18 protein-coding genes are annotated in these 22,371 nt (G+C 39.5%); 14 read left to right on the top strand and 4 right to left on the bottom strand.

Going from position 1 to position 22,371, the window contains the following annotated elements:
- Positions 1-51 precede the first annotated feature (51 nt).
- Complete coding sequence (locus tag H148_RS0111065; protein ID WP_029034855.1) at positions 52-1,569, top strand: DEAD/DEAH box helicase; 1,518 nt, start codon at positions 52-54, stop codon at positions 1,567-1,569.
- A 78-nt stretch (positions 1,570-1,647) separates the two neighbouring features.
- On the opposite strand, the gene H148_RS0111060 is transcribed toward H148_RS0111065, so the two are convergent.
- Entirely contained in the window at positions 1,648-3,933 is a 2,286-nt protein-coding gene (locus H148_RS0111060; protein WP_029034854.1) for a transglycosylase domain-containing protein, read from the bottom strand.
- Positions 3,934-4,089: 156 nt separating this feature from the next.
- On the opposite strand from H148_RS0111060, the gene H148_RS0111050 reads away from it, so the two are divergent.
- Together H148_RS0111050 and H148_RS0111045 are read left to right on the top strand one after the other, a co-directional pair.
- Positions 4,090-4,956 carry an SdiA-regulated domain-containing protein gene (locus H148_RS0111050; protein WP_029034853.1) on the top strand — a complete coding sequence of 289 codons (867 nt, stop codon included), beginning with the start codon at positions 4,090-4,092 and terminating at the stop codon, positions 4,954-4,956.
- 3 nt (positions 4,957-4,959) lie between these two features.
- Positions 4,960-5,670 (top strand): TVP38/TMEM64 family protein, encoded by a 711-nt coding sequence (locus tag H148_RS0111045; protein ID WP_029034852.1) that lies wholly within the window; start codon positions 4,960-4,962, stop codon positions 5,668-5,670.
- A gap of 217 nt (positions 5,671-5,887) precedes the next feature.
- Here the strand turns inward: H148_RS0111045 and H148_RS0111035 are convergent, their stop codons facing one another.
- Positions 5,888-7,111: a dipeptidase gene (locus tag H148_RS0111035; protein WP_425414082.1), complete on the bottom strand. Its 1,224-nt coding sequence runs from the start codon at positions 7,109-7,111 to the stop codon at positions 5,888-5,890.
- A 284-nt stretch (positions 7,112-7,395) separates the two neighbouring features.
- Here H148_RS0111035 and H148_RS0111030 point away from each other — a divergent pair, with 284 nt between their 5' ends.
- The 8 genes from H148_RS0111030 to H148_RS0110985 all read left to right on the top strand — a co-directional run bounded on the left by H148_RS0111030 (position 7,396) and on the right by H148_RS0110985 (position 17,810).
- Positions 7,396-7,794, top strand: a complete 399-nt coding sequence (locus H148_RS0111030; RefSeq protein ID WP_029034850.1) for a hypothetical protein — start codon at positions 7,396-7,398, stop codon at positions 7,792-7,794.
- 360 nt (positions 7,795-8,154) lie between these two features.
- Positions 8,155-10,041, top strand: coding sequence for a S9 family peptidase (locus tag H148_RS0111025; protein WP_029034849.1), 1,887 nt, complete (start codon positions 8,155-8,157; stop codon positions 10,039-10,041).
- Positions 10,042-10,186: 145 nt separating this feature from the next.
- Positions 10,187-10,525, top strand: coding sequence for a hypothetical protein (locus H148_RS0111020; protein WP_029034848.1), 339 nt, complete (start codon positions 10,187-10,189; stop codon positions 10,523-10,525).
- 125 nt (positions 10,526-10,650) lie between these two features.
- Positions 10,651-11,124 carry a membrane protein gene (locus tag H148_RS0111015; RefSeq protein ID WP_029034847.1) on the top strand — a complete coding sequence of 158 codons (474 nt, stop codon included), beginning with the start codon at positions 10,651-10,653 and terminating at the stop codon, positions 11,122-11,124.
- A 360-nt stretch (positions 11,125-11,484) separates the two neighbouring features.
- On the top strand, positions 11,485-13,296 hold the full coding sequence (locus tag H148_RS0111000; RefSeq protein WP_245583422.1) for an ABC transporter ATP-binding protein: 1,812 nt from the start codon (positions 11,485-11,487) through the stop codon (positions 13,294-13,296).
- Positions 13,297-13,386: 90 nt separating this feature from the next.
- The gene (locus H148_RS17750) at positions 13,387-13,935 is read left to right on the top strand and encodes a 2'-5' RNA ligase family protein (protein ID WP_051286404.1); all 549 of its coding nucleotides are present in this window, start codon (positions 13,387-13,389) and stop codon (positions 13,933-13,935) included.
- Positions 13,936-14,040: 105 nt separating this feature from the next.
- Positions 14,041-16,020 carry a monovalent cation:proton antiporter family protein gene (locus H148_RS0110990; RefSeq protein WP_029034845.1) on the top strand — a complete coding sequence of 660 codons (1,980 nt, stop codon included), beginning with the start codon at positions 14,041-14,043 and terminating at the stop codon, positions 16,018-16,020.
- 104 nt (positions 16,021-16,124) lie between these two features.
- Complete coding sequence (locus H148_RS0110985; RefSeq protein ID WP_029034844.1) at positions 16,125-17,810, top strand: formate--tetrahydrofolate ligase; 1,686 nt, start codon at positions 16,125-16,127, stop codon at positions 17,808-17,810.
- Positions 17,811-17,869: 59 nt separating this feature from the next.
- On the opposite strand, the gene H148_RS0110980 is transcribed toward H148_RS0110985, so the two are convergent.
- Positions 17,870-18,313, bottom strand: a complete 444-nt coding sequence (locus tag H148_RS0110980; protein ID WP_029034843.1) for a DUF2267 domain-containing protein — start codon at positions 18,311-18,313, stop codon at positions 17,870-17,872.
- Positions 18,314-18,536: 223 nt separating this feature from the next.
- On the opposite strand from H148_RS0110980, the gene H148_RS0110975 reads away from it, so the two are divergent.
- From H148_RS0110975 to H148_RS0110965, 3 genes are read left to right on the top strand one after another with little or no spacing between them, the layout of a single operon-like run.
- Positions 18,537-19,994, top strand: a complete 1,458-nt coding sequence (locus H148_RS0110975; protein WP_029034842.1) for a RimK family protein — start codon at positions 18,537-18,539, stop codon at positions 19,992-19,994.
- Complete coding sequence (locus H148_RS0110970; protein ID WP_029034841.1) at positions 19,991-21,217, top strand: carboxylate-amine ligase; 1,227 nt, start codon at positions 19,991-19,993, stop codon at positions 21,215-21,217. The genes H148_RS0110975 and H148_RS0110970 overlap by 4 nt, the downstream gene beginning before the upstream one ends.
- Before the next feature lie 48 nt (positions 21,218-21,265).
- A complete protein-coding gene (locus tag H148_RS0110965) occupies positions 21,266-21,955 on the top strand; it encodes an N-formylglutamate amidohydrolase (protein ID WP_029034840.1) in 690 nt (229 codons plus the stop codon).
- On the opposite strand, the gene H148_RS0110960 is transcribed toward H148_RS0110965, so the two are convergent.
- Positions 21,952-22,365: an OsmC family protein gene (locus H148_RS0110960; RefSeq protein ID WP_029034839.1), complete on the bottom strand. Its 414-nt coding sequence runs from the start codon at positions 22,363-22,365 to the stop codon at positions 21,952-21,954. The two genes, H148_RS0110965 and H148_RS0110960, sit on opposite strands and share 4 nt — an antisense overlap.
- Between the last annotated feature and the right edge of the window lie 6 nt (positions 22,366-22,371).

Below are 22,371 nucleotides of genomic sequence, written 5' to 3'. Positions count from 1 at the left end.
ACCTTTATTTCGGCTATTTTTGCAAAATTGCAAACGATAGGAAATCAATAGATGGGGCAGGATACTTTTGGGATAGTTGAAAAAAAAGTAGATAAAGAACTTTACGAATATCAGCAGGAAGATATTAATAAGATCTTTAGGGTGATTGACGCTCACCCTGAACGGTATAATCTCCTGTACCAGCTGCCTACAGGCGGAGGTAAGACGGTAATCTTTTCACAGATCGTGCGTGAATACATACAGAGAACAAACAAAAAGGTACTAATTCTAACCCACCGCATTGAACTTTGTAAACAGACCTCTAAAATGCTGACAGGGTTTGGGGTACAAAACAAGATTATCAATTCCAGCATTAAGGAACTTCCAGATCAGGATGAGTACATGTGTTTTGTGGCTATGGTAGAAACCCTTAACAACCGTCTTAATGATGAAAAGGTGGAGTTGGAGAATCTTGGCATGGTGATCATTGATGAAGCCCATTACAATTCATTTAGAAAACTGTTTAAGTTTTTCAACAAATGCTTCATTCTGGGCGTTACCGCCACTCCGCTTAGTTCTAATATTAAGCTACCTATGAAAGACAATTACAGGGAGCTTATTGTTGGGGATTCCATTAGCAGTTTAATTTCAAAAGGCTTTTTAGCAAAGGCTAATACTTACAGTTTTGACGTAGGACTTTCAACGCTTAAAGTTGGAATCAATGGGGATTACACAGTGAAATCTTCCGAAGAACTCTATTCAAATTTTAACATGCAGGAAAAGCTTCTGGATGCTTATATGGAGAAATCTCAGGGAAAGAAGACCCTGATTTTTAATAATGGAATTAATACTTCGAAGGAGGTTTATGAAACCTTTCGCAATGCGGGCTTTGATGTAAGACATCTGGATAATACCACCAGTAAACAGGATAGAAAAGACATTTTAAGATGGTTCAGGAAAAAACCTGATGCCATTTTAACATCTGTAAGTATCCTCACCACTGGATTTGATGAACCTACAGTAGAGTCAATTATTTTAAACAGGGCGACTAAATCTCTTACCTTATACTATCAAATGATTGGCCGTGGATCAAGAGTACTACCGGGTAAGAGTGAATTTACAGTAATTGATCTGGGAAATAATGCTGCCCGATTTGGACTTTGGAGTGCCCCTATTGATTGGAAGCAGATTTTCAGGTCACCAGATTACTTCCTTGAAAATCTAATTAGTGACGAGGAAATTGAGCAGAACTTTCGATATGAAATGCCAAAAGACCTCCGGAATAAATTCTCAAATACCAAAGACGTTTCTTTTGATGTAGATGAGGAATATGATGATATAATCAAAAAAGGACTAAAGTCGAAAACTGTCCTGGAACGTTCTCTTGAACAACATACCTGCATGTGTGTGGATAATAGTGAAGATGTTTTTGATGCCAGGCTTTTGGCCAAAGAACTCGAAGAAGATATCGCTTATAGGATTAGAAAGTACTCTTACTGTATAAGTAACAGCACCAAAAACTATCGGGACTGGCTTAGGGAGGATTATATGCGGAAATTAAGACTCAAAATCAATCAGGCGGAATTTTAGTTTTTTCTGATTTATTTTTTCTGGAATTGTTCTTTACCAAGGCTATCTAAAAGGGGCATTTTTAAATAATATTTTCAATTAATTATTTTTTTTGAACAGCCCCTTGATTTTCTTGAATAGTCCTTTCTTTTCCTCATTTTGCTTTTTTGGTTTGTCCTTTTTAGTAAAAAGCCTTTCTAAAAAGTTATCTCTTTTTTCTGGTTCACAATTGAGCATCATTTGGACTGTCGAAGAAGGCGACTGAAAATTTGCCTGGGTGATCTCATTAAACTGAGGGTCTGCATTCATTTTTTGCATAAGCAAGGCGAAAGCAGGTAAAGCTGAGTTTGCACCTTGGCCAACATAGGTAGAAGGGAAGCCAATACGGGCATCATCTGTCCCTGCCCAGGTTACCGAGACCAGATTAGGTGTGATCCCAACAAACCAGCCATCACGATTGTTCTGTGTGGTTCCGGTTTTTCCCGCTATATCGTTAGGCAGGTTATATTTATATCTTAATCTTGCAGCAGTTCCTTCATTTACAGTTTCCTTCATCATCTCTATCATTACCTGCCGGGTTGTGTTTGAAAAAGCAGGTTTTGAGATATCGGGTTCAAAGCTGGCAATAACATTTCCATATTTGTCCTGAATTTTTGTCAAATAGAAAGGTTTGACAATTCTCCCTCGGTTCACATAGCCCGAAAAGGAACTTGCCAGGTCAGCCACACTCATTTCTGCAGTTCCCAAAGCAATTGAAGGATAGGGCGGAAGATCTTTCGGAAACATCATTTTCTTAGCCTGCTCAAGAACGTTTTCGAGGCCGACATCGAAAAGAACCTTTACTGCTATAGTATTAATAGACTGCGCCAAAGCGGTAGCCATGGGGTAGTTCATATAAGGATCTTCTTCCTCATTTCCCGAATTGGAGGGCGTCCAGCCTCCTTCATAAGTTACCTCTCTAATGGAATAATAAGTACACGGGTCTATACCTGCTTCAACTGCTGCTGTGTAAACCACAGGTTTAAAAGTAGAACCAATTTGCCTCTCGCTTTGCGTTACATGATCGTATTTAAAATATTCATGATTTATTCCTCCCACCCAACTTTTTACGGCTCCGGTTGAAGGTTCCAGATTGATCATGCCCATATTTAGGAACTTCATATAATGTTGGAGGCTATCGGCAATGCTGGCCGAAAGCAATTTTTTTTGCCCCCAGTCAAAGAGTTCCATATCGGTTTTTCGGTGCAGGGAATCTAAAATTTCCTCTTGACTCCAACCGGCCGCAGCCAGGCTTTTATATTGTTTGCTGTTCTCCAGTGCTTCCTCCAGGAGGTCCTTCCGCATCCATGGCGGATTTTTTCCGTAGGCTTCTTCAAACTGTTTTTGGAGTGCTGTCATATGTTCCTGCATGGCTTCTTCTGCTAGCTCCTGCATTTTATAATCTATGGTAGTATGAAGCTGCAGGCCATCTCTGTAAAGATTATAACTTTCACCATTTTCTTTTTTGAGCGTATCAAGAATTTTTTGTACCTCCTTCTTCAGCTGTGACCTAAAATAAGGTGCTACTCCGCCATTATTGCTAAAATACTGGTAATTAAGATCCAGCGGTTTAACCCTGGCCTTCACATATTCTTCAGAAGGCAAATAGCCATACTTATTCATTTGATTCAGGACGACATTTCTCCTTTTAAGGCTACGCTCTGGGAAGAGTCGTGGGTTATAGGTATGAGATGCCTTCAAAGAACCTACAAGAGTTGCAGCCTCTTCCAGATCAAGATACTGAGTGCCGGTGTTAAAGAATTTCATGGCAGCACTCTCAATGCCGTAGGTATTATCACTAAAAGGAACGGTGTTAAAATATAGCCCTATGATCTCCTCCTTAGTATAAATATCCTCAAGACGTTGGGCTATAATTGCCTCCCTCACCTTGTTTACTACAATACTAAGATGCCCGTAATCCTTACGTCCAAAAAGGTTCTTTGCAAGCTGTAAAGTTATGGTACTGCCACCGCCCGAAGATTCATCTCCCATTAAGATGGTCTTAAAAAAAACGCGAAGAAGACTGCGGTTGTCAATACCCGAATGTTCATAGAACCTTACATCTTCAGTAGCAACCAGGGCATCAATGAGGTGTTGCGGTAATTCATCATAAAGTACCGGTTGTCTGTCAAAAATGTAATATTTACCCATGAGTTTTCCTTCAGAAGAAAAGACCTCGGTAGCTTCATTCTGTTTTAGATTCCGCAATTCCTGGGTATTTGGAAGTTCCCCCCACCAACCCCAATAAATGCTAAGAAAAAAGAATCCAAAAATCAGGAAAATTCCCAGTAAGGAACTTAACACCCATTTTTTAAAAGGCGTCAATTTCACATTTTTTAACTTCATAGGCTTAGTGTCTGTCAAAGAAACGAAGACTTACAAAAAAAATTCTGAAACTTTAAAAAACTTTAGGATTTCCAGCCTTCCTAAAATCCTGCTAATGTTTCAAAAGGAAACTTTAAAACTTTTTGGACATAAGGGAATTTCCCTAATTTTAATGGAATGAAAAAAATGGGCCATAATAAAACAGTAATTCTCATTACTGTAGGTCTTCTACTTTTTGCTGCAGCCTTCTTTTTAACTTTCCGGGGAGAGGCAATAGAGTACCGTGCTACCATCTCGAATGAAGTTAAAATTGCAAAAACCTGGAAATTACCAGGAGTTTTAAAAGAGGTCTCGGGAATTGCTTTTTTGGAACCAAACAAAATAGCCTGCGTACAAGATGAAAGAGGGATTATTTTTATATATGATCTGGTATCTTCTTCAATTGTAAAACAAATAGAATTTGCCGGTCCCGGTGATTATGAGGGTATCACTTTGGATGGAACTACAGCTTATGTCCTCAAATCTGATGGTACAATTTATAAGGTGGAGGATTTCTTGAGGAAGCCGATGACTCAGGTTTTCGAAACTCCTTTTGGTTCAAGAAATGATGTTGAGGGACTTTATTTTGATCCGGGACAAGAACAATTGTTACTAGTTCCAAAAGGAAAGGGACTGGAATCTGAAAATGATAAAGGAATCCACGTGGTAAATGTTGAAACTATGGAAATGAATAAAAAACCTCTCATTAATATGACTTTTAAGGAGGAAATTTTTCATGACCTTAGTACAAAAGATAAAGAAGCTTCTTTTTATCCTTCGGAAGTTATTCGTCATCCGGGTACAGGAAAAGTGTTAGTCCTGGAAGCCACAAGACCTCACTTGTTGATCCTGGATCCTGAAGGTGATCCCGAAGCTTTACATCGTCTCGACCCCGATCTGTTTCCAAAGCCGGAGGGGTTGACTTTTGATCCTTCCGGAAATTTATATATTTCCAACGAAGGGAATCCGGCGACTATTCATCGCATAACCCTAACCTCAAACTAATTTATGCCCGATCCTATTGAGACCCCTTCGGTCAAACAAAGTAAAGCACCATTATATATTTCCCTGGTTATTATAGTTGCCCTTGTGTTAAGTTATTTTTTAATTCCCCAGGTCCGGGAATTTCTAAGTACCGGGTGGGAAGTTCTTACCAGTGGAGATAAACAGCGTACCCGCGATTGGGTTTCGAAATTCGGATGGTTTGGACCAGTAGTGATCTTACTCACCATGATCTTTCAAATGTTCCTTATTGTTATTCCCACTCCTTTAGTTATGGTAGTTACGGTGCTGGCTTATGGTTCTTTGTTTGGTGCTGCCATACTTTTTGTGGCGGTTTTCTGCGCCTCCAGTATAGGTTATTTTATAGGCCGTTATTTTGGACCTGTTATAGTTGAAAAGCTAATTGGGTACAAGAATGAAAAGAAAATATCACATTTTATTGATGATTATGGATTTTGGACAGTAATTGTAGTCCGACTAAGCCCATTTCTTTCTAATGATGCAATAAGTTTCGTTGGAGGAGTTCTAAAAATGGGATACTGGAAGTTCATAGGTGCAACCATGATAGGAATTTCTCCCCTGATTATTTTTGTTGCCTATTTGGGAGGGGATTATGAACGGCTTAAAACAGGTCTCATCTGGACTTCTATTGTAAGTTTGGTGCTTTTTGTCGCTTTTGTATGGTGGGATAAAAAAGTAAGGACAAACAGAAGTTAGAACCTTTTCCTGCCTGCCAAAAATGGCAAAATTATCACCTTTTCTTCTGAAGAAAGTTTAATCCAGTGTTGTAAGTATTTTTGGGTTGACTTTCTCTAATAATAAATCTCCTGGATATATGGCCGATGTAGAAACTGCTTTCAAATTAATTGAAAGTTTGAAAGATCAATTCTACATATTTTCAATTTGTGCTCTCAATTTTATGGCAAAATGAAACTTAACTTTTTTGCAGTCTTTGGGCTACGTCCTGAACTTCATCAAGTACCCGAAGTAAATTTTCACCCCAAAGTTTTGCGATCTCTTCACGGGTGTATCCTCTTTTCACTAATTCAAGCGTAATGTTAAAAGATTGGGAAGCATCATTCCAGCCTTCTATGCCGCCGCCGCCGTCAAAATCTGAACAGATCCCCACATGATCCACTCCTATTTTTTCTACCAGATAATCTACATGATTTACAAAATCTGAAACATCTACCGGGGGAACTTTCTCCTTCAATTTTTGAACCTTTGGTTGTGCCAGTTTTCTCACCCTGCGGAAATCTTCGTAATAAGTTTCACGTTCTTCAGTATTCATTTGCCTCACATCGGTTCTGGGCAGGAGCTTAAAACCAACTTTTTCGCCTACTTCTGCATAAACCTTATTAACAGCTGCTTCGTATGCGTTATGTTTTTCGGTATTGAGATAAGAGTCAAAAGCCACCGTTTGAATGACTCCCCCGTTCTCCTTTAACCATAATAGTTGCTCGTCATCCAGGTTTCGGCTGTGATTACACAACCCTCTGGCCGAAGAATGAGAGGCTATTAAAGGAGCTTCTGAAAGTTCTATCATTTGTCGCATGGCTTCCTTGGAAGGGTGGGAGACGTCGATCATCATACCCAGACGGTTCATTTCTTGTACTACCTTTTTTCCCAGATCGCTTAATCCACCGTGCAGCCATTGGCTATCAGCTTCACCAGTGTTCGAGTCGCAAAGCTGACTGTGCCCATTATGCGAGAGAGACATATAACGTGCTCCAAGATCATAAAATTTTTCTACGTTCTTAATATCTGTTCCAACAGGATAGCCGTTTTCCACTCCAATCATAGCTACTTTTTTTCCTCTGGATACTAGATCCCTTACTTCTTCGCTCGTAGTAGCCAGACCTATCTCGTTGGGTGCAATTTCCTTCACCAGGCGGTGTATCGCATCAAATTTAGACATAGCTGTTTCATAGGCAGCTTTGTACCCTGCGGCATTCAGTTCTTCCTGACCGGTATAGACAATGAGCCAGGTGACATCAATGCCTCCTTTCTCCATTTTTGGCAGGGTGACCTGCGTATCCAGGTCCTGGGTGTAATTTTTTTGAGCCGTAAAGTTTTTAACGTTGATATCATTATGAGTGTCTATGGTGATCACTTCTTCATGTATTTGTCGGGCCTTTTTAACCAGGTCTTCATCCATTGTTTGAGCGTTTGTAGCCAGGGCTGTGAAAAAAATTAGTAGGTAGATTCTGGAGAACATATAAAGTTTTTTATTTTAAGCGGCTCAAAATACCAATTTATTTTTCAATTTTCTTTCCTTGTTATCCTAAAATATTCCATACCGGGTCTTTTTTTCCCTGAAATAGCAATGTTACAATCATAAGGATTTTTTTAGCAGATTAGGTTATTCAATTTTTCTTTATATCTTGTTAAAAATTTAACACGGATTGCTTTTCAAAGGAAATTCACTTAAACAGGCAGATCATGAAAATAAAATATTGCAGGAGCGTCATCAGGAATAATTTTGGGTATGGCTTTGTTATGATAGTCCTCGGGATTTTTGCAGTTTCCATCAACAGTAGTTCTGTTTTTAGTTATCTATGGATAGCATTGGGAATTCTTCAGTCGGCAAGTTCTTACTATCGTCAAAAATATCAGTATCTCACCATTCAGGATGATAAAATCATAAAACATAATTTAATTTCGAAGAGTATTTCACTTTCAGAAATTAAAAGGGTTAAAAAATATGGGAATAGTTACAAAATTGAGGCACGAGACCAGTCAATGCTCATTGAAAAAGATTTTATTGAAAGTGAATCTTTAACTAAACTGAATTTATTCTTCGAAAAGTTTAATCCAAAAGTTGTCGCCAACTTAAGGTAAGCTTTTTCGGTACAAGTATAAATTTATCCTTGTCTTTCTATTATTCGAAAAGAACAGGTGGAATTTGTGGAAATATGTGTATTCCAGTGGCATTTTTTCAGCTGATCTGTTTCTTGACACCTTTTGCATTTTTTGGAGGTAAAAGGCGTTACCTGCATCTTACACTATAAAAGATACTCCTTTCGTTTATATTCTTCAATAAGCTTTAAGATACCCGTATTCATAGGAATAGCACTTTTTCATCCAAAATTCAGGTGGTTTTGTTTATTTTTATCCGGGGTTTTAATAATGGTGTTTTCTGAAGATTTTTTATCAGAATAGCCAACCCTTTAAAAATTAATAAAGACAAATTCCCTTCTAATGAAAAGAATATTTTTCCTCATTGTTTTTTCTGCCTATTGTTTTCCTGTGTCTTCGCAGGTGATGACTCCTGAGAAACTATGGTCTATTGCCCGAATTTCGGCGGTTGGTTTAACAAATGACGCTCAAAAAGTCATTTTCAAAACCCGCTCTTACGATATAGATGCGAATACCAGCAGTTCAAAGACTTATGTAATTCCGGTAACGGGAGGTGAACCTGTATTGGACCAAAATATCGATAGTATATTCAGAGATGGCAAAATTTCCCCGTCAGGAAATTGGAAGATCATTCCGAAAGAAGTGGAGGTAGAGCCGGTTACAGGGGAAGATTTTTATCCTCAACTGGAAAAATCTGATGTTTATATATACGATGACCTCAATTACAGGCATTGGGATAAATGGGAAGATGGTCACTACAGCCATTTATTTTTAAAAAATCTTTCCACAGGGGAAGAGATTGATATTATGGAAGGAGAGCCGCATAGTACTCCGTTAGAACCTTTTGGCGGCCCCGAAGATTACATCTGGACCAATGACGGTGGCCAGGTGCTGTATGTTTCCAAAAAGCTGAAAGGAAGAGAATATGCTGTAAGTACCAACACTGATATTTACGCTTATGATCTAAGTTCCGGTACAACTACAAATATTACCGATGACAATGAGGGCTATGACACACAACCGGCTTTTTCTGCAGAGGGAGTATTGGCCTGGCTTCAAATGGATGAGCCGGGATATGAATCAGACAAAAATGACATCATTATTCTTCAGGAGGGAGAAAAGGTAAATCTAACGGGTAACTGGGATGGAACAGTCAGTAGTTTTGAATGGAGTAACGACGGAAAAACTATATATTTTATAGCACCGGTGATGGGTACAAAACAACTTTTTGTACTTGAGCCTTATAAAAAAGGAGTTCCAGAAATCAAACAACTTACAGAGGGACAGTTTGATATAACCGGACTCGTGGGACAGACAGGCAATACAATGGTGGTCACCAGAACAGATATGAATCGCGCTGCTGAAATCTACACTGTAAATCTAAGAACAGGAGATTTAACTCAACTTACCAGTGTCAATGATTCAATTTACCAGGATATACTATTAAGCGAGGTCGAAAAAAGAATGATCCCTACTACAGATGGTAAGGAAATGCTTACCTGGATAATTTATCCACCCGACTTTGATCCAACAAAAAAGTATCCAACTCTGCTGTATTTGCAGGGTGGACCTCAATCTCCTCTGTCTCAGTTCTATTCCTATAGATGGAACTTTCAGTTAATGGCTGCCAATGGTTATATAGTAGTGGCACCAAACAGAAGAGGAATGCCGGGATATGGTGTAGAATGGAATGAACAGATAAGTGGGGACTGGGGCGGACAGAATATTCAGGATTATTTATCGGCCATTGATGCAGTAAGTAAGGAACCTTTTGTAGATACAGAAAGAATTGGTGCCGTGGGAGCTAGCTATGGTGGTTACTCTGTTTTCTATCTGGCAGGAATGCACGAAAACCGATTTAAGACATTCATTGCACATGACGGGATCTTCAATACTCGCAGTATGTATGGAACAACAGAAGAACTCTTCTTTGTAAACAAAGATCTTGGTGGTCCCTATTGGGAAACTCCTACTCCAAAAGCCTACACAGATTTTAATCCAATTAATTTTGTAGACAAATGGAATACTCCCATTATGATCGTGCAGGGAGGTAAGGATTTTCGGGTGCCGGTGGGACAGGGGCTTGAGGCATTTCAGGCGGCGCAGTTGCGCGGTATTAAGAGCAAGCTACTTTATTTTCCAATGGAGAATCATTGGATCTTAACTCCACAAAATGCCATAGTGTGGCAAAGGGAATTTTTTAAATGGCTGGAGGAAACCCTAAAATAATGAATCATTTTATTGACATTGGAAATAAGTAAAGCTTAGGAGAACCCCGAGGAATGAGTCGCAGGCCCTGAAATTATATTGTGAAGCTATACGACTAAATTAAATATTTTGTTAATTTCGATTTATAGTTTTTAAATTTCAAACAATGAAGGCCAGAACCTGTCCAAACTGCGGCTATAAATATTCATTTTGGCTGCATCTTCGAAAACATTTTTTTCAGAACGTTTTTTCCTCCTGGGAATGTAGAAATTGTGGTGCAAGGCTTACAGTAGATGCCCGCAGGAGGATCCTTCTTGCAGTAGTAGGAATTTTACCTGCAGCTGCACTTCCAATTCTGGTGGATTTCTTTATGGGTTATTACCTGGGTCGTCCTATAAGCTGGACAGTTTCTATTGTATTAGTAATAATCTGGGCCACTTATATTTTTAGTCTTGATCATTTTTACCTTGCCGAAGGAAAGTCCATCCAGGGAGATAAAGAATAAGCTTTAAAAAGATTAATTTTAAGGAGATTTAAATTTAAAAACCGAAGAAAATTTTTCGTAAATAGTTATAAAAGGCTTGGATCCAGAAATTAGGACAGGAAACATAAAGTAACATTTTTGTATTAATGGATTATTTTACCCTTGCCCGCGTTCTTCACGTTTTGGCTGTTGTACTGTGGATAGGAGGTGTTGGGATGGTTACTACCGTCATAATACCGGCAGTTAAGAGGATGAAATCCAGAGAAGAGCAAATGGAAGCCTTTGAAAAGACCGAAGGAAGGTTTTCTCTGCAGGCTAAGATTACTACTCTAATTACTGCAATTACCGGTTTTTATATGCTGCATCTTTACGGTTGGGAAAGATTACTGGATCTAAAATTCTGGTGGATACACGCAATGATCCTGGTGTGGCTGATTTTTACTGTAATTCTCTTTATTCTTGAACCATTTTTCTTACACAAATTATTCAGGAAATATGTAAAAAAGGATCCAGGTAAGGCGTTCGAAATAATCCATCGGGCGCATTGGGTATTGCTTATTCTTAGCCTGCTTACAATTTTTGGTGCCGTTGCAGGCAGTCACGGCTGGTATTTCATTTAAATATTAACTGAATTAGCAGGAATTTTTTTTGCTGAATGACATAATTTGTAATTCTGATCGTCTTTAGGAGCATGGGCCATTTTCTATAGATGAGTTAAAAACTTAAAAGATTCATCGTACAACTCTTTATGTGGCATCACCTTCGGGAAAATTAATTCCTGCCGAAGAATATCCGAAACTTAAGAATTTTCTTGCTGAAGATCTTCATTATTTTTTCTGGATCTTTAGAAATCTATAGGTACACCTAAAAAATGGAGTGGTTATATAGCCGAAACAATCTGCTTTAAAAATGCTAATTTTGGGATCTCTGTAGCTGCCCTAATTTTAACCTGAAGCATTTTGCCACGACCAAAACAATCCATGTCGCCAAATAAGTTTAGATTCAGGGAAAGCTTTTCTTCTCTGAAGTTTGTTCCCCGTTTTTTTAATGAGATACGGAAAGTTAATCCCGGGCTCTTCTATGCCAATGTGCTGGGGCGGCTTATAAATGCCCTCCTGCCTGTTCTAATGCTTTTGGTGGGTAAGCTCATCATTGATGAGGTGGTTCTTCAAATTGCGGCAGAGGTGAAGGATATGGATCGCCTGTGGATGCTGGTCGCCGTAGAATTTGCATTGGCAATAATTTCGGACTTTTTAAGCCGTGGAATTAGCCTGAGTGACGCGCTGCTTGGAGATCAGTATTCCATTGATACTTCTGTAAAGATCATCAAAAAAACTTCTGAAGTCGACCTCGATGAACTGGAAGATTCAGAATTTTATGATAAGCTGGAAAGAGCCCGGCAGCAAACAACGGGAAGGGTAGGACTTATGTCAAACATCCTAACCCAGGGAGAAGACATTATTGTAATCATTTCCTTACTGGTGGGGGTGGTTGCTTTTGAACCGTGGCTTATAATTCTACTGGTGGTCTCTATTATTCCTACGATGATCAATGAGGTCAAATTCAGCGGCACCAGTTATTCCCTTGCCAGGAGCTGGACCCAGGAACGCCGGGAACTTGATTATTTACGTTATGCCGGGGCGAGTGATGTTACGGCCAAGGAAGTAAAATTATTTGGTTTAAGTGAATATCTCGCTCACAGATTTAAAGACTTATCTGACAAGTATTATGTACAGAGCAAAAAACTGGCAAAACAACGTGCGGGCTGGGGTTCATTTTTCAATATGATTGGAACAACTGCTTACTATGCTGCCTATGTACTAATAGTATTCCGCACCGTGGCCGGCATATTTTCTCTTGGAGATCTCACCTTCCTTGCAGGTTCCTTTAACCGCCTGCGCCAGAAGTTGCAAGGCTTTTTTACGCGCTTTACCGCCATAACAGAGAGTGCGCTTTACCTTCAGGATTATTTTGAGTTTCTTGATCTTAGCTATGTAGAACGTACTTCTGAAGGAAAACATCCTCTTCCCGGAACCATCCGTAAAGGTTTTCAATTCATCAATGTCGGGTTTCAGTATCCGAAGTCCGAAAGATGGGTGGTAAGAAATATTAATTTTGAACTAAAGGCTGGAGAAAAACTTGCATTTGTGGGAGAGAACGGAGCCGGAAAAACTACGCTGATAAAGCTTCTGCTACAATTTTATGAACCTACGGAAGGAGAGATCCTGCTGGACGACATTCCAATAAAAGATTACGACCGTACAGCTTATCAGCAGTATTTTGGAGTCATCTTTCAGGATTTCGTAAAATTTGAACTTACATTGAGGGAGAATATAGCGATGGGGGAGATCACAGAAATTGAAGATCAGGCGAGGATTGAAGGGGCGGCTTCAAAAAGCCTTGCAGATCAGGTAGTGACTGAGCTTCCTTTTGGATACGATCAGCAGTTAGGGAAAAGGTTTAAACAGGGAAAAGACCTTTCAGGAGGGCAGTGGCAAAAAATTGCCATTGCAAGGGCTTATATGAAAAATGCCGAAGTCTTAATCCTCGACGAACCCACTTCGGCTCTTGATGCACGTGCAGAGACTGAAGCTTTTGACAGGTTTATAAAACTTACAGCAGGTAAGACTGCAGTGATTATTTCCCACCGCTTTAGTACGGTAAGAATAGCCGACAGAATTATGGTACTCAAAAACGGTGCTGTGCTGGAAATAGGAACACATGAGGAACTTATGCAGAACAACAGGCTCTACTCTGAATTGTTCAACCTTCAGGCCGCAGGTTATAAATAAGTGCTTTTAAAGCCTTCGCTTTTCATAATCCTTTTTTAAGTATTAAAATTTAAAATTCATTTCATAACCGCAAGATCCAACCTCTCAAAAATGGCAATTTCTAAAGCACTTTATTTTGTAGCTCTTGTTCCACCTCCCGCAGTAAAAGAGGAGGTGCTGGAAATGAAAAAGGAAATTAAAAACAGGTTTGGAGCTGCTCATGCTTTAAAATTGCCGGCTCACATTACTTTAATACCTCCTTTTTGGCTGGAACAGGAACAGTCGTTTATAGATGCTTTAGGCCTGACCATTCAAAAAATTAAATCATTTTCTGTGGAACTAAAGGATTTTGGACATTTTGGGCAGCGGGTGATCTTTTTAAATGTTGAAGATCATGAGCCTATACGAGAGCTGCACCAAATTCTTTTGAAATCGATGGCAGAGTTCCTTCCCGGTAATAAAACCTCCAAAATCCATCCCCATATTACTATCGCTACAAGAGATCTCACAAGGGAAAAATTTTCCCTGGTGTGGGAGGAATTCAAAAATCGGCCTTACCAGGCGCAGTTTAAATGTACTGCTTTAACTCTTTTTAAGCACAATGGTAAAACCTGGGACATTCTGGAAGATTATTCGTTTTCAGGAAAAGAAGATTTTTAAATGCCATTTTAAAGGGGAAATATTTTTCTGCTAAACTAATCTGTCAAAAGCTTCATGTTCGTTAGGATTTAAATAAATTAGGGATTAGTAAATTTAATTTTCAACATGCATTTTCCTTTACTTCAGGACATCGTGGTTTTAATGGGATTTTCGGTGGTGGTAGTATTGCTACTGCAGCGCCTGCGACTACCATCTGTTCTTGGATTTCTTATAACCGGAATAATCATAGGACCTTTTGGATTTGGATTAATTGAGAATCCACATCAAATTGAATTACTTTCAGAAATTGGGGTAATCCTGTTGATGTTCGTGATTGGAATGGAGCTGTCCCTCAAACAACTGGCTTCTATGAAGCGTACCGTTTTTTTGGGCGGTTTTATGCAGGTGGCACTGAGTATCGCAGTTACAGCTTTTATTTTTTATGTTCTCGGATTTTCCTGGAATGAATCTGTTTTCATCGGGTTTCTCTTCTCCCTCTCAAGTACGGCAATAGTTCTAAAGATCCTTTACGACCGTAATGAGATGACCGCTCCTCATGGACGTATGGCCCTGGGTATCCTCATTTTTCAGGATCTTATTGTGGTGCCTATGATGTTGGTAACTCCAATCATGGCAGGAACTTCTACTAATGTTCTTCATGAAGTGCTCTTTTTGATCCTGAAAAGTGCCCTGGTTCTTGCACTTACTTACATTGGAGCCAAATATATTGTTCCGCGAGGGATGCACCTCATTGCGCGATCAAGAAGTAAAGAACTCTTCTTGCTGGCTACAATAACCCTCTGTTTTACGGTCGCATTTATTACTGCTGCAGCCGGTCTTTCACTGGCTTTTGGTGCCTTTCTAGCAGGACTTATTATTTCTGAATCTGATTACAGCCACCAGGCCACCAGCACTATTCTCCCTTTTAGGGAGCTCTTCATAAGTTTCTTCTTCATATCGATAGGAATGTTGCTGGACCTTGACTTCTTTATGAAGAACGGCTGGATGATCCTTCTTATGGTCCTGATCGTATTCATAGTAAAAGGAGGATTGGTTTCGTTAACTGCGGCAGTCTTAAAGTATCCTTTGAGAACCGTTCTGTTGACGGGAATGGCGCTTTTTCAGGTAGGGGAATTTGCTTTTATTCTTTCCAGGATCGGAATCGAAAATGGTCTCCTTTCGCCGCAAATGAACCAGTATTTTCTTTCGGTTTCGGTTTTCACAATGTTGCTCACGCCATTTATCTTTCTCTTTTCGGGTAAGAGTGTAAATTTTATTCTGAAGAGGGTTTCACCCGGTTCTGCCAGAGTCGAGATGCATGGGGAAGTTTCTCTTAAGGGAGATGGCGATGAAGGTCCCGAGGATCACCTGCTTATTATAGGTTATGGGATCAATGGTACCAACCTGGCCAGAGCTGCGAAATATGCAGACATTCCATATATGATTTTGGAGCTTAATGCTCAGGTTGTGAAGGAGGAAAAAGCCAAGGGTGAGCCTATAATTTATGGAGATGCGGTGCAGGAACACATGTTGGAAGCAGTAAACGTTCAGAAGGCCAGAGTAGTGGTGGTGGCCATCTCCGATCCCCGGGCTACTAAAGCAATCGTTTCGAACATTAGACACATTTCGCCATCTGTACATATAGTGGTGAGGACCCGGTATGTCAAGGAAATCGAGACGCTACTTTCCCTGGGAGCCGATGAAGTTATTCCTGAAGAATTTGAGACTTCAATAGAAATATTTTCCCGGGTCTTAACCAATTTTCTTGTACCTATCGATGAATTGGAGACCCTCATTGATTCGGTAAGGGCAGACAACTATCAGGTGTTTCAATCCCGTAAACGCCTTCCTACTTTCAGTTCCTCTACTATACCCGATTTTAAAATTAGTTGTATACGAGTAATGACAGAAAGTGGATCTGTAGTGGGTAAAACTATTGAGGAAATAGATGTGAGGAAGAATTTTGGAGTGAATGTTCTGGCGGTTTCCCGTAAAGGAGAAATGATCAAAACAATTCTTCCCAATGTCAAGCTTCTAAGGGAAGATCTGGTGTTTGTAAGCGGGGATCAGGAACATATCGACTCTTTTTATAAAGCAGTTACTTAGAATTAACGAAAACGTTTGAAAAAAGTGGTAAAACCTGATCCTTATCATTCCCGGTCCTTAACGTTGACCGTATTTTTGACCTGTAATTAAAAGCTCAAAGATCAATGACGACAACTACACCGCTTACAGATCTGGACATCGCCCAAAAAGTAAAATTAATCCCAATAACAGAAATAGCAAAGAAGCTTGGTCTTGATCCCGACGACATTGAGATGTACGGGAAATATAAGGCAAAATTACCTCTGAATAAGATTGACAGGGAGAAGGTAGATAAAAGTACCCTTATCCTGGTGTCGGCTGTATCTCCCACTCCGGCCGGGGAGGGAAAAACGACGGTTTCTATTGGTCTTTCGGAAGCTTTGAACAGGCTTGGAAAAAAGACTACTGTAGTTTTAAGGGAACCTTCCCTGGGACCGGTATTCGGTATTAAAGGAGGAGCAACGGGAGGAGGATATTCTCAGGTCTTACCCATGGAAGATATTAACCTTCATTTTACGGGAGATTTTTCGGCCATTGAAAAAGCGCATAATCTTCTGGCAGCTTTAGTTGATAATAATATACAGTCAAAAACTAATAATCTGGGAATTGACCCAAGAACCGTTTCCCTGAAACGGGTGATGGATGTGAATGACCGTGCACTGCGAAACATCGTAATTGGCCTTGGCGGAACAGGTTCGGGTATCCCAAGGGAAAGCGGATTTGATATTACTGCGGCTTCAGAAATCATGGCCATAATGTGTTTGGCCGAAAACCTGGAGGATCTAAAAGGCCGTTTAGGAAGTATATTCATAGGTTTTACTTTTGACAAACAACCTGTATACGCCCGTGACCTGAATGCACAAGGCGCCATGGCTACCCTTCTCAAGGATGCACTTAAACCAAACCTGGTACAAACGATAGAAGGGAATCCTGCTATTATCCACCTGGGGCCATTTGCCAATATTGCTCAGGGAACAAACTCAGTTATAGCTACCCGCATGGGAATGAGTCTTTCTGACTATACTGTGACCGAAGCAGGTTTTGGATTTGATCTTGGTGCAGAAAAATTTCTCGATATCAAATGCCAAAGTGCCGGTTTAGCTCCAAAAGTCGTGGTGATGACAACCACTATAAGAGCTTTGAAATATCATGGAGGCGCACCTCTTTCTTCGCTCACTATTCCTAATGTTGAAGCTTTAAAAAAAGGATTGCCGAACCTTGAAAAACATTTGGAAAATGCCAGACAGTTCAATATTACTCCTGTTATAGCCATTAATAAATTCTACAGCGACAGCGATGAAGAAATACAAGTGATTAAGGAACTGGCAGAAAAATTGAAAATTAAAGTGGCCATCTCCGACGGTTGGGCAAAAGGAGGGGAAGGAGCCTTAGACCTGGCTAATAAAGTAATCGAAGCTATTGAAGAAGGAAGGTCAGACTTTAAACCATTATACGACTGGGAAGATTCTGTGATCTATAAAATTGAAACGATAGCTAAAAAGATCTATGGTGCCGAAAAAGTTGAATTTGCACCAAAAGCTATGCGGGATTTAAAGACTATTACTAACCTTGGGCTGGAAAACCTGCCGGTTTGTATAGCTAAAACACAAAAATCATTATCAGATGATCCTATACTTTTGGGAAGACCCTCCGGGTTTACCCTACATGTTCGTGAAATTGAGATCGCTGCCGGGGCAGGATTTTTGATTCCCATCACCGGAGATATGATGCGTATGCCGGGGTTGCCTGCGCACCCTGCATCGGAGAAAATAACTGTTGATTTGGAAGGAAATATTTCGGGGCTAATTTAGAGCAAGATTTCTTTTCTTCCATGAACAAGAACCTTCCGGAATTCCGGAAGGTTTTCTTTTTATTGTACTAATTTTTGCACCTCTTCTGGTAACTGGCCTCTTAAATGTTCCAGTTGATTCCCCTGCATAAAGAGTTGTAAAGAATTCAAAGTGATGGAGATAATCTCTTCTGTAGATTTATTCCAGGGAAAATCTTCTTCTCCATGCTGCGCCTGAAGAATTTCAACCTCATTCTTCATTTCATCAATGGTGTTGTAATTTTTTGGAGGCTTTTCATTGTACTTCCAGCCTTCAACGTAGATACCTTTAAAGATCATTGGCAGGGGGTCCATCAATTGCATTGATTCTCCTGGGTGTATGCGATCCCGTACTGTGTGCATTACTGCCCGCCATATAATTAAAACCCTTTCTTTTTCCTCAGGATGACCTAAATTTCGTGCCAGTTCATTTACATAATCATAAGCTTCTTTTGCAAATTTGTCAAAACTTAAATTAGATGCCATAGCGTATATTACTTTAGATTAAACTTTAGTTCCTTATCATATTTAATATAAGGAAAATGAGGATAGAATAAAAAAGTTTAAAGATGCTTAACTTACTGCAAAACATATTTTATAAAAATTTATAACAGGTACTTTTCTCAGGATTAAAAAGTTTGAAATTTAATTGAGCAGAAGGATTTTCGGTCAAAATTTAATATACATTTGATGTAAATATTATTATTTAATGAAGAAGTTTTTAGTTGTAAATAAACCCGAAAATTGGAATCTTTCCCTTGAGAATATGGAAGTGATTTCTGCCCGGGATTATCTTACAAATCCCGAATATTCGCGTCTCAAGAAGGCCCGTATTTTCAATTTATGCAAGGATTACTCGTACCAAAGTAAAGGCTATTATGTATCTCTCCTGGCCGAGGCCCGGGGACATCTTGCAATTCCCACAGTCATGAATCTTGTGGATCTTAGAGAACCAAAACTCGTGAAAATTGTCTCAGATGAATTCGATGACCTTATTCAGAAAAGTTTAAAGGGAATTAAATCTCCTGAATTTACCCTCAGCATCTATTTTGGCCAGAATGTGGCGCAGAAGTACCGTGAGTTGAGTGCCATGTTTCACAGACATTTTCAGATCCCTTTTTTAAGGGTCAAATTTAATTATACCAATAAATGGAATATTAAATCAATAAAGGCTTTATCCGAAATTGAAATTCCGGAGGAGCATCGTCCTTTGATGCATGAATTTGCAGTTCAGTATTTTGCAAAAAAACGCTATGATACTCCGAAAAATGAATCATATGAATATGATCTTGCCATTCTTGTACAGGATCATGATCCCGCACCGCCAAGTAATCCAAAAGCACTAAAAAAATTCGCTGAACTAGCCGAAAAAATGAACTTTTATGTGGAATTTATTTCTCCTAAGGATTTATCCAGGCTTTCGGCTTTTGATGCTTTGTTTATCAGGCAAAGTACAGAAGTGAATAATGAAGCTTATGCCTTTGCCAGAAAGGCACAGCAGGAGGACATTGCCATTGTGGATTATCCCGATGCGATCCTCAAGTGCTGTAACAAGGTCTTTATGGCTGAAGCTCTTGAAAATGCTGGAATACCTACTCCCAGAACTATAATTGTACATAAAGATAACCGGAATAATATTATTGAAAAAACCGGACTCCCCCTGGTACTCAAATCTCCCGATTCTACTTTTTCTTTCGGTGTCAAAAAAGCAGCTACAGCCGAAGAATATGAGAAGCTGGTAGGGGAGATGCTTAAAAAGTCAGAATTGGTGATAGCACAGGAATTTACTCCTTCAGATTATGACTGGAGAATAGGAATCCTGGATGATAAGCCCCTTTTTGCCTGCCGTTATTACATGGCAAAAGGTCACTGGCAAATCTATAACTGGAACGCCAAGAAAAAAGATGATCAGGAAGGGAATGCCGATGTTATGTCTATAGAAGAGGTGCCAAAACGAATATTGGATGCTGCTTTAAAATCAGCAAAATTAATGGGTAAAGGGCTCTATGGAATTGATGTCAAAGAAGTAAATGGAAAACCGCTTGTAATTGAAATTAATGACAATCCAAATATTGATTTTGGCGTGGAGGATCGCTTTTACGGCGACAAAGTGTATATCGAAATCCTTACAGCTCTAAAGAACCGTCTAGAAAAGAAAAACGAATGAGTTATCACCTTTTTGAAGTTTTTGGGATAGAGCTGGAATATATGCTCGTAAATTCCTCTACATTTAAAGTATATCCTATAGTTGATAAACTGCTCACCAGGAAAAACGGTACGCTTTCTTCAGATGTGGAAAATGGAAAAATTGAATGGAGCAATGAACTTGTAGCTCATGTGGTGGAAATGAAAACCAACGGTCCCACGGCCGATCTTGAGTCGCTTGATGAATTATTTGCTGAAAATGTAGCTGAAATGAACCTGTTGCTGAAGGATTTTAATTCTCAACTGTTACCTACTGCAGCTCACCCCCTGATGCATCCTGAATCTGAAATGCAGTTATGGCAGCATAATTACAGCAAAATTTATGCGCTTTATAATCGCATTTTTGACTGTCGGGGTCATGGTTGGAGCAATGTGCAGAGTATGCATATAAACCTTCCTTTTTCCGGGGATGATGAATTTGAAAAACTGCATGCAGCCGTTAGGATCTTGCTACCCATTATTCCGGGATTAAGTGCCAGTTCTCCCATTTTTGAAGGGAAATTTACGGGTTATAAAGATGCCAGAATGCATGTTTATAAAACAAACCAGAAGGAAATTCCGGAGATGACCGGAAAGGTTATTCCTGAGCGACTATTCAGTAAGAAAGATTATACCAAAGGAATCTTTGATCCCATTAATAAAGCCATAAAACCGCACGATACCGACAATATTCTGGATCATCATTTTTTGAATTCCCGGGGTGCCATTGCCCGCTTTGATCGTGGTGCAATTGAGATACGGGTTATAGACGTGCAAGAATGTCCAAAAGCCGATATTTCTATTGCCGTGCTCATCATTGAAGGCTTAAAACTACTGGTAAGCGAAGAACTGGTTTCTCTTGAAGATCAAAAAAAATGGCATGAAAATGACCTTTTTGAGATCTTTAATTCAGTCATTGTTGATGCCGAAGAAACTACTATTGAAAACCCCGCATTCGCCGATATATTTGATTTACAGCCTAGAGTTAGTGTAATGCAGATTTGGAATAAAATATATGCTCTTGTCAAAGAGAATATTTCTGAAAAACATCAAAGTAGTATAGAATTTTTGCTCCAGAACGGCAGTCTTTCCACGAGAATTTTAAAAGCCCTGGGAGAGAATCCTTCAGAAGAGAATATTCTGAGAGTTTATCGGGAACTGGGAAAGTGCCTGGAGGAGAATAGTTTTTATGTCAATAATCAGTAACTATTGACTATTAGCAGTCAATAAATTTTAAATCCTGAATTTTAAATCTTGAATTTACTTCTGACTTGTGAACATGCCGGAAATGAGATCCCCGATGATTACAGTTCCTTTTTTTCCGGAGCGGGAGAGGATTTGGAAACTCATCGTGGATATGATCCCGGGGCTTTGGATCTTTTTCGGGAGCTTTCACGTTTGGCAGTATTTAGTCAGGAGTATATGATAAGTCGCCTCCTGGTTGAACCAAACCGTTCCTTAGGTCATCCGCAACTGTTTTCAGAATTCACAGCTCCACTTGCAGAGGCTCAAAAAGAGCAAATTCTGGATGACTTTTATTTGCCTTATCAGAATTACATTGAAGAAAAGATTGGTTCATTAATTTCTGAAGGGAAGATAATACTTCATATTTCTGTGCACACTTTTACGCCTCAACTGCACGATGAGATAAGAAACGCCGACATTGGTTTACTGTTCGATCCCGCCAGGAAAAAAGAAAAAGAGTTTTGTGAAAAATTCAGAAGTGATCTTCTTCAGCAGGATAAAGAATTACTGGTACGTTATAATTACCCATACCTGGGAATTGACGACGGATTCACAACTTATCTCCGCCAAAAATTTCCGGAGCAATACTTGGGGATTGAACTGGAGATAAATCAAAAATATGTACAGGAAAATAAAATGAAAAAGCGCCTCAAAAATGTCATTTTTGAAGCGCTTTCTAATTATAAATCTGAGTCTTAGCCGTTAAGGGTAGACTCGATAGTAATATTTGTGTTTAGTAATTTAGAAATAGGGCAGTTTTCTTTTGCATCGGTCACCAGCTCTTTAAATTTTTCCTGAGAAATTCCCGGCACCTTGGCCGACAGGATAAGATGGGATTTAGTCACACTTCCATCTTCAAAGGTAATCTCACATTTGGTTTCCAGCTCTACCGGGTTAAAATCCTGCTCACTTAAGTTTGCCGAAAGTTGCATGGTAAAGCAACCTGCATGAGCCGCCCCTATAAGTTCTTCAGGATTTGTTCCTTTTTCGTCCTCAAACCGTGTATGGAATGAGTAAGGGGTTTTTTGCAGCACCTGGCTTTGAGTTGATAAATTTCCTTTTCCTTCTTTGATCGTGCCGTTCCATACGGCTGTAGCTTTTCTTTTCATTACTTT

This window comes from Salinimicrobium terrae DSM 17865 (assembly GCF_000424665.1).
Taxonomy (GTDB): Bacteria; Bacteroidota; Bacteroidia; order Flavobacteriales; family Flavobacteriaceae; genus Salinimicrobium; species Salinimicrobium terrae.
This window is presented reverse-complemented; position numbering and strand designations above follow the sequence as displayed.

Excerpts from the sequence above, each read along its gene's own strand:
- H148_RS0111065 (WP_029034855.1), top strand. The coding sequence starts at position 52 with ATGGGGCAGGATACTTTTGGGATAGTTGAAAAAAAAGTAGATAAAGAA.
- H148_RS0111060 (WP_029034854.1), bottom strand. The coding sequence starts at position 3,933 with ATGAAGTTAAAAAATGTGAAATTGACGCCTTTTAAAAAATGGGTGTTA.
- H148_RS0111050 (WP_029034853.1), top strand. The coding sequence starts at position 4,090 with ATGAAAAAAATGGGCCATAATAAAACAGTAATTCTCATTACTGTAGGT.
- H148_RS0111045 (WP_029034852.1), top strand. The coding sequence starts at position 4,960 with ATGCCCGATCCTATTGAGACCCCTTCGGTCAAACAAAGTAAAGCACCA.
- H148_RS0111035 (WP_425414082.1), bottom strand. The coding sequence starts at position 7,111 with ATGGATGAAGACCTGGTTAAAAAGGCCCGACAAATACATGAAGAAGTG.
- H148_RS0111030 (WP_029034850.1), top strand. The coding sequence starts at position 7,396 with ATGAAAATAAAATATTGCAGGAGCGTCATCAGGAATAATTTTGGGTAT.
- H148_RS0111025 (WP_029034849.1), top strand. The coding sequence starts at position 8,155 with ATGAAAAGAATATTTTTCCTCATTGTTTTTTCTGCCTATTGTTTTCCT.
- H148_RS0111020 (WP_029034848.1), top strand. The coding sequence starts at position 10,187 with ATGAAGGCCAGAACCTGTCCAAACTGCGGCTATAAATATTCATTTTGG.
- H148_RS0111015 (WP_029034847.1), top strand. The coding sequence starts at position 10,651 with ATGGATTATTTTACCCTTGCCCGCGTTCTTCACGTTTTGGCTGTTGTA.
- H148_RS0111000 (WP_245583422.1), top strand. The coding sequence starts at position 11,485 with ATGTCGCCAAATAAGTTTAGATTCAGGGAAAGCTTTTCTTCTCTGAAG.
- H148_RS17750 (WP_051286404.1), top strand. The coding sequence starts at position 13,387 with ATGGCAATTTCTAAAGCACTTTATTTTGTAGCTCTTGTTCCACCTCCC.
- H148_RS0110990 (WP_029034845.1), top strand. The coding sequence starts at position 14,041 with ATGCATTTTCCTTTACTTCAGGACATCGTGGTTTTAATGGGATTTTCG.
- H148_RS0110985 (WP_029034844.1), top strand. The coding sequence starts at position 16,125 with ATGACGACAACTACACCGCTTACAGATCTGGACATCGCCCAAAAAGTA.
- H148_RS0110980 (WP_029034843.1), bottom strand. The coding sequence starts at position 18,313 with ATGGCATCTAATTTAAGTTTTGACAAATTTGCAAAAGAAGCTTATGAT.
- H148_RS0110975 (WP_029034842.1), top strand. The coding sequence starts at position 18,537 with ATGAAGAAGTTTTTAGTTGTAAATAAACCCGAAAATTGGAATCTTTCC.
- H148_RS0110970 (WP_029034841.1), top strand. The coding sequence starts at position 19,991 with ATGAGTTATCACCTTTTTGAAGTTTTTGGGATAGAGCTGGAATATATG.
- H148_RS0110960 (WP_029034839.1), bottom strand. The coding sequence starts at position 22,365 with ATGAAAAGAAAAGCTACAGCCGTATGGAACGGCACGATCAAAGAAGGA.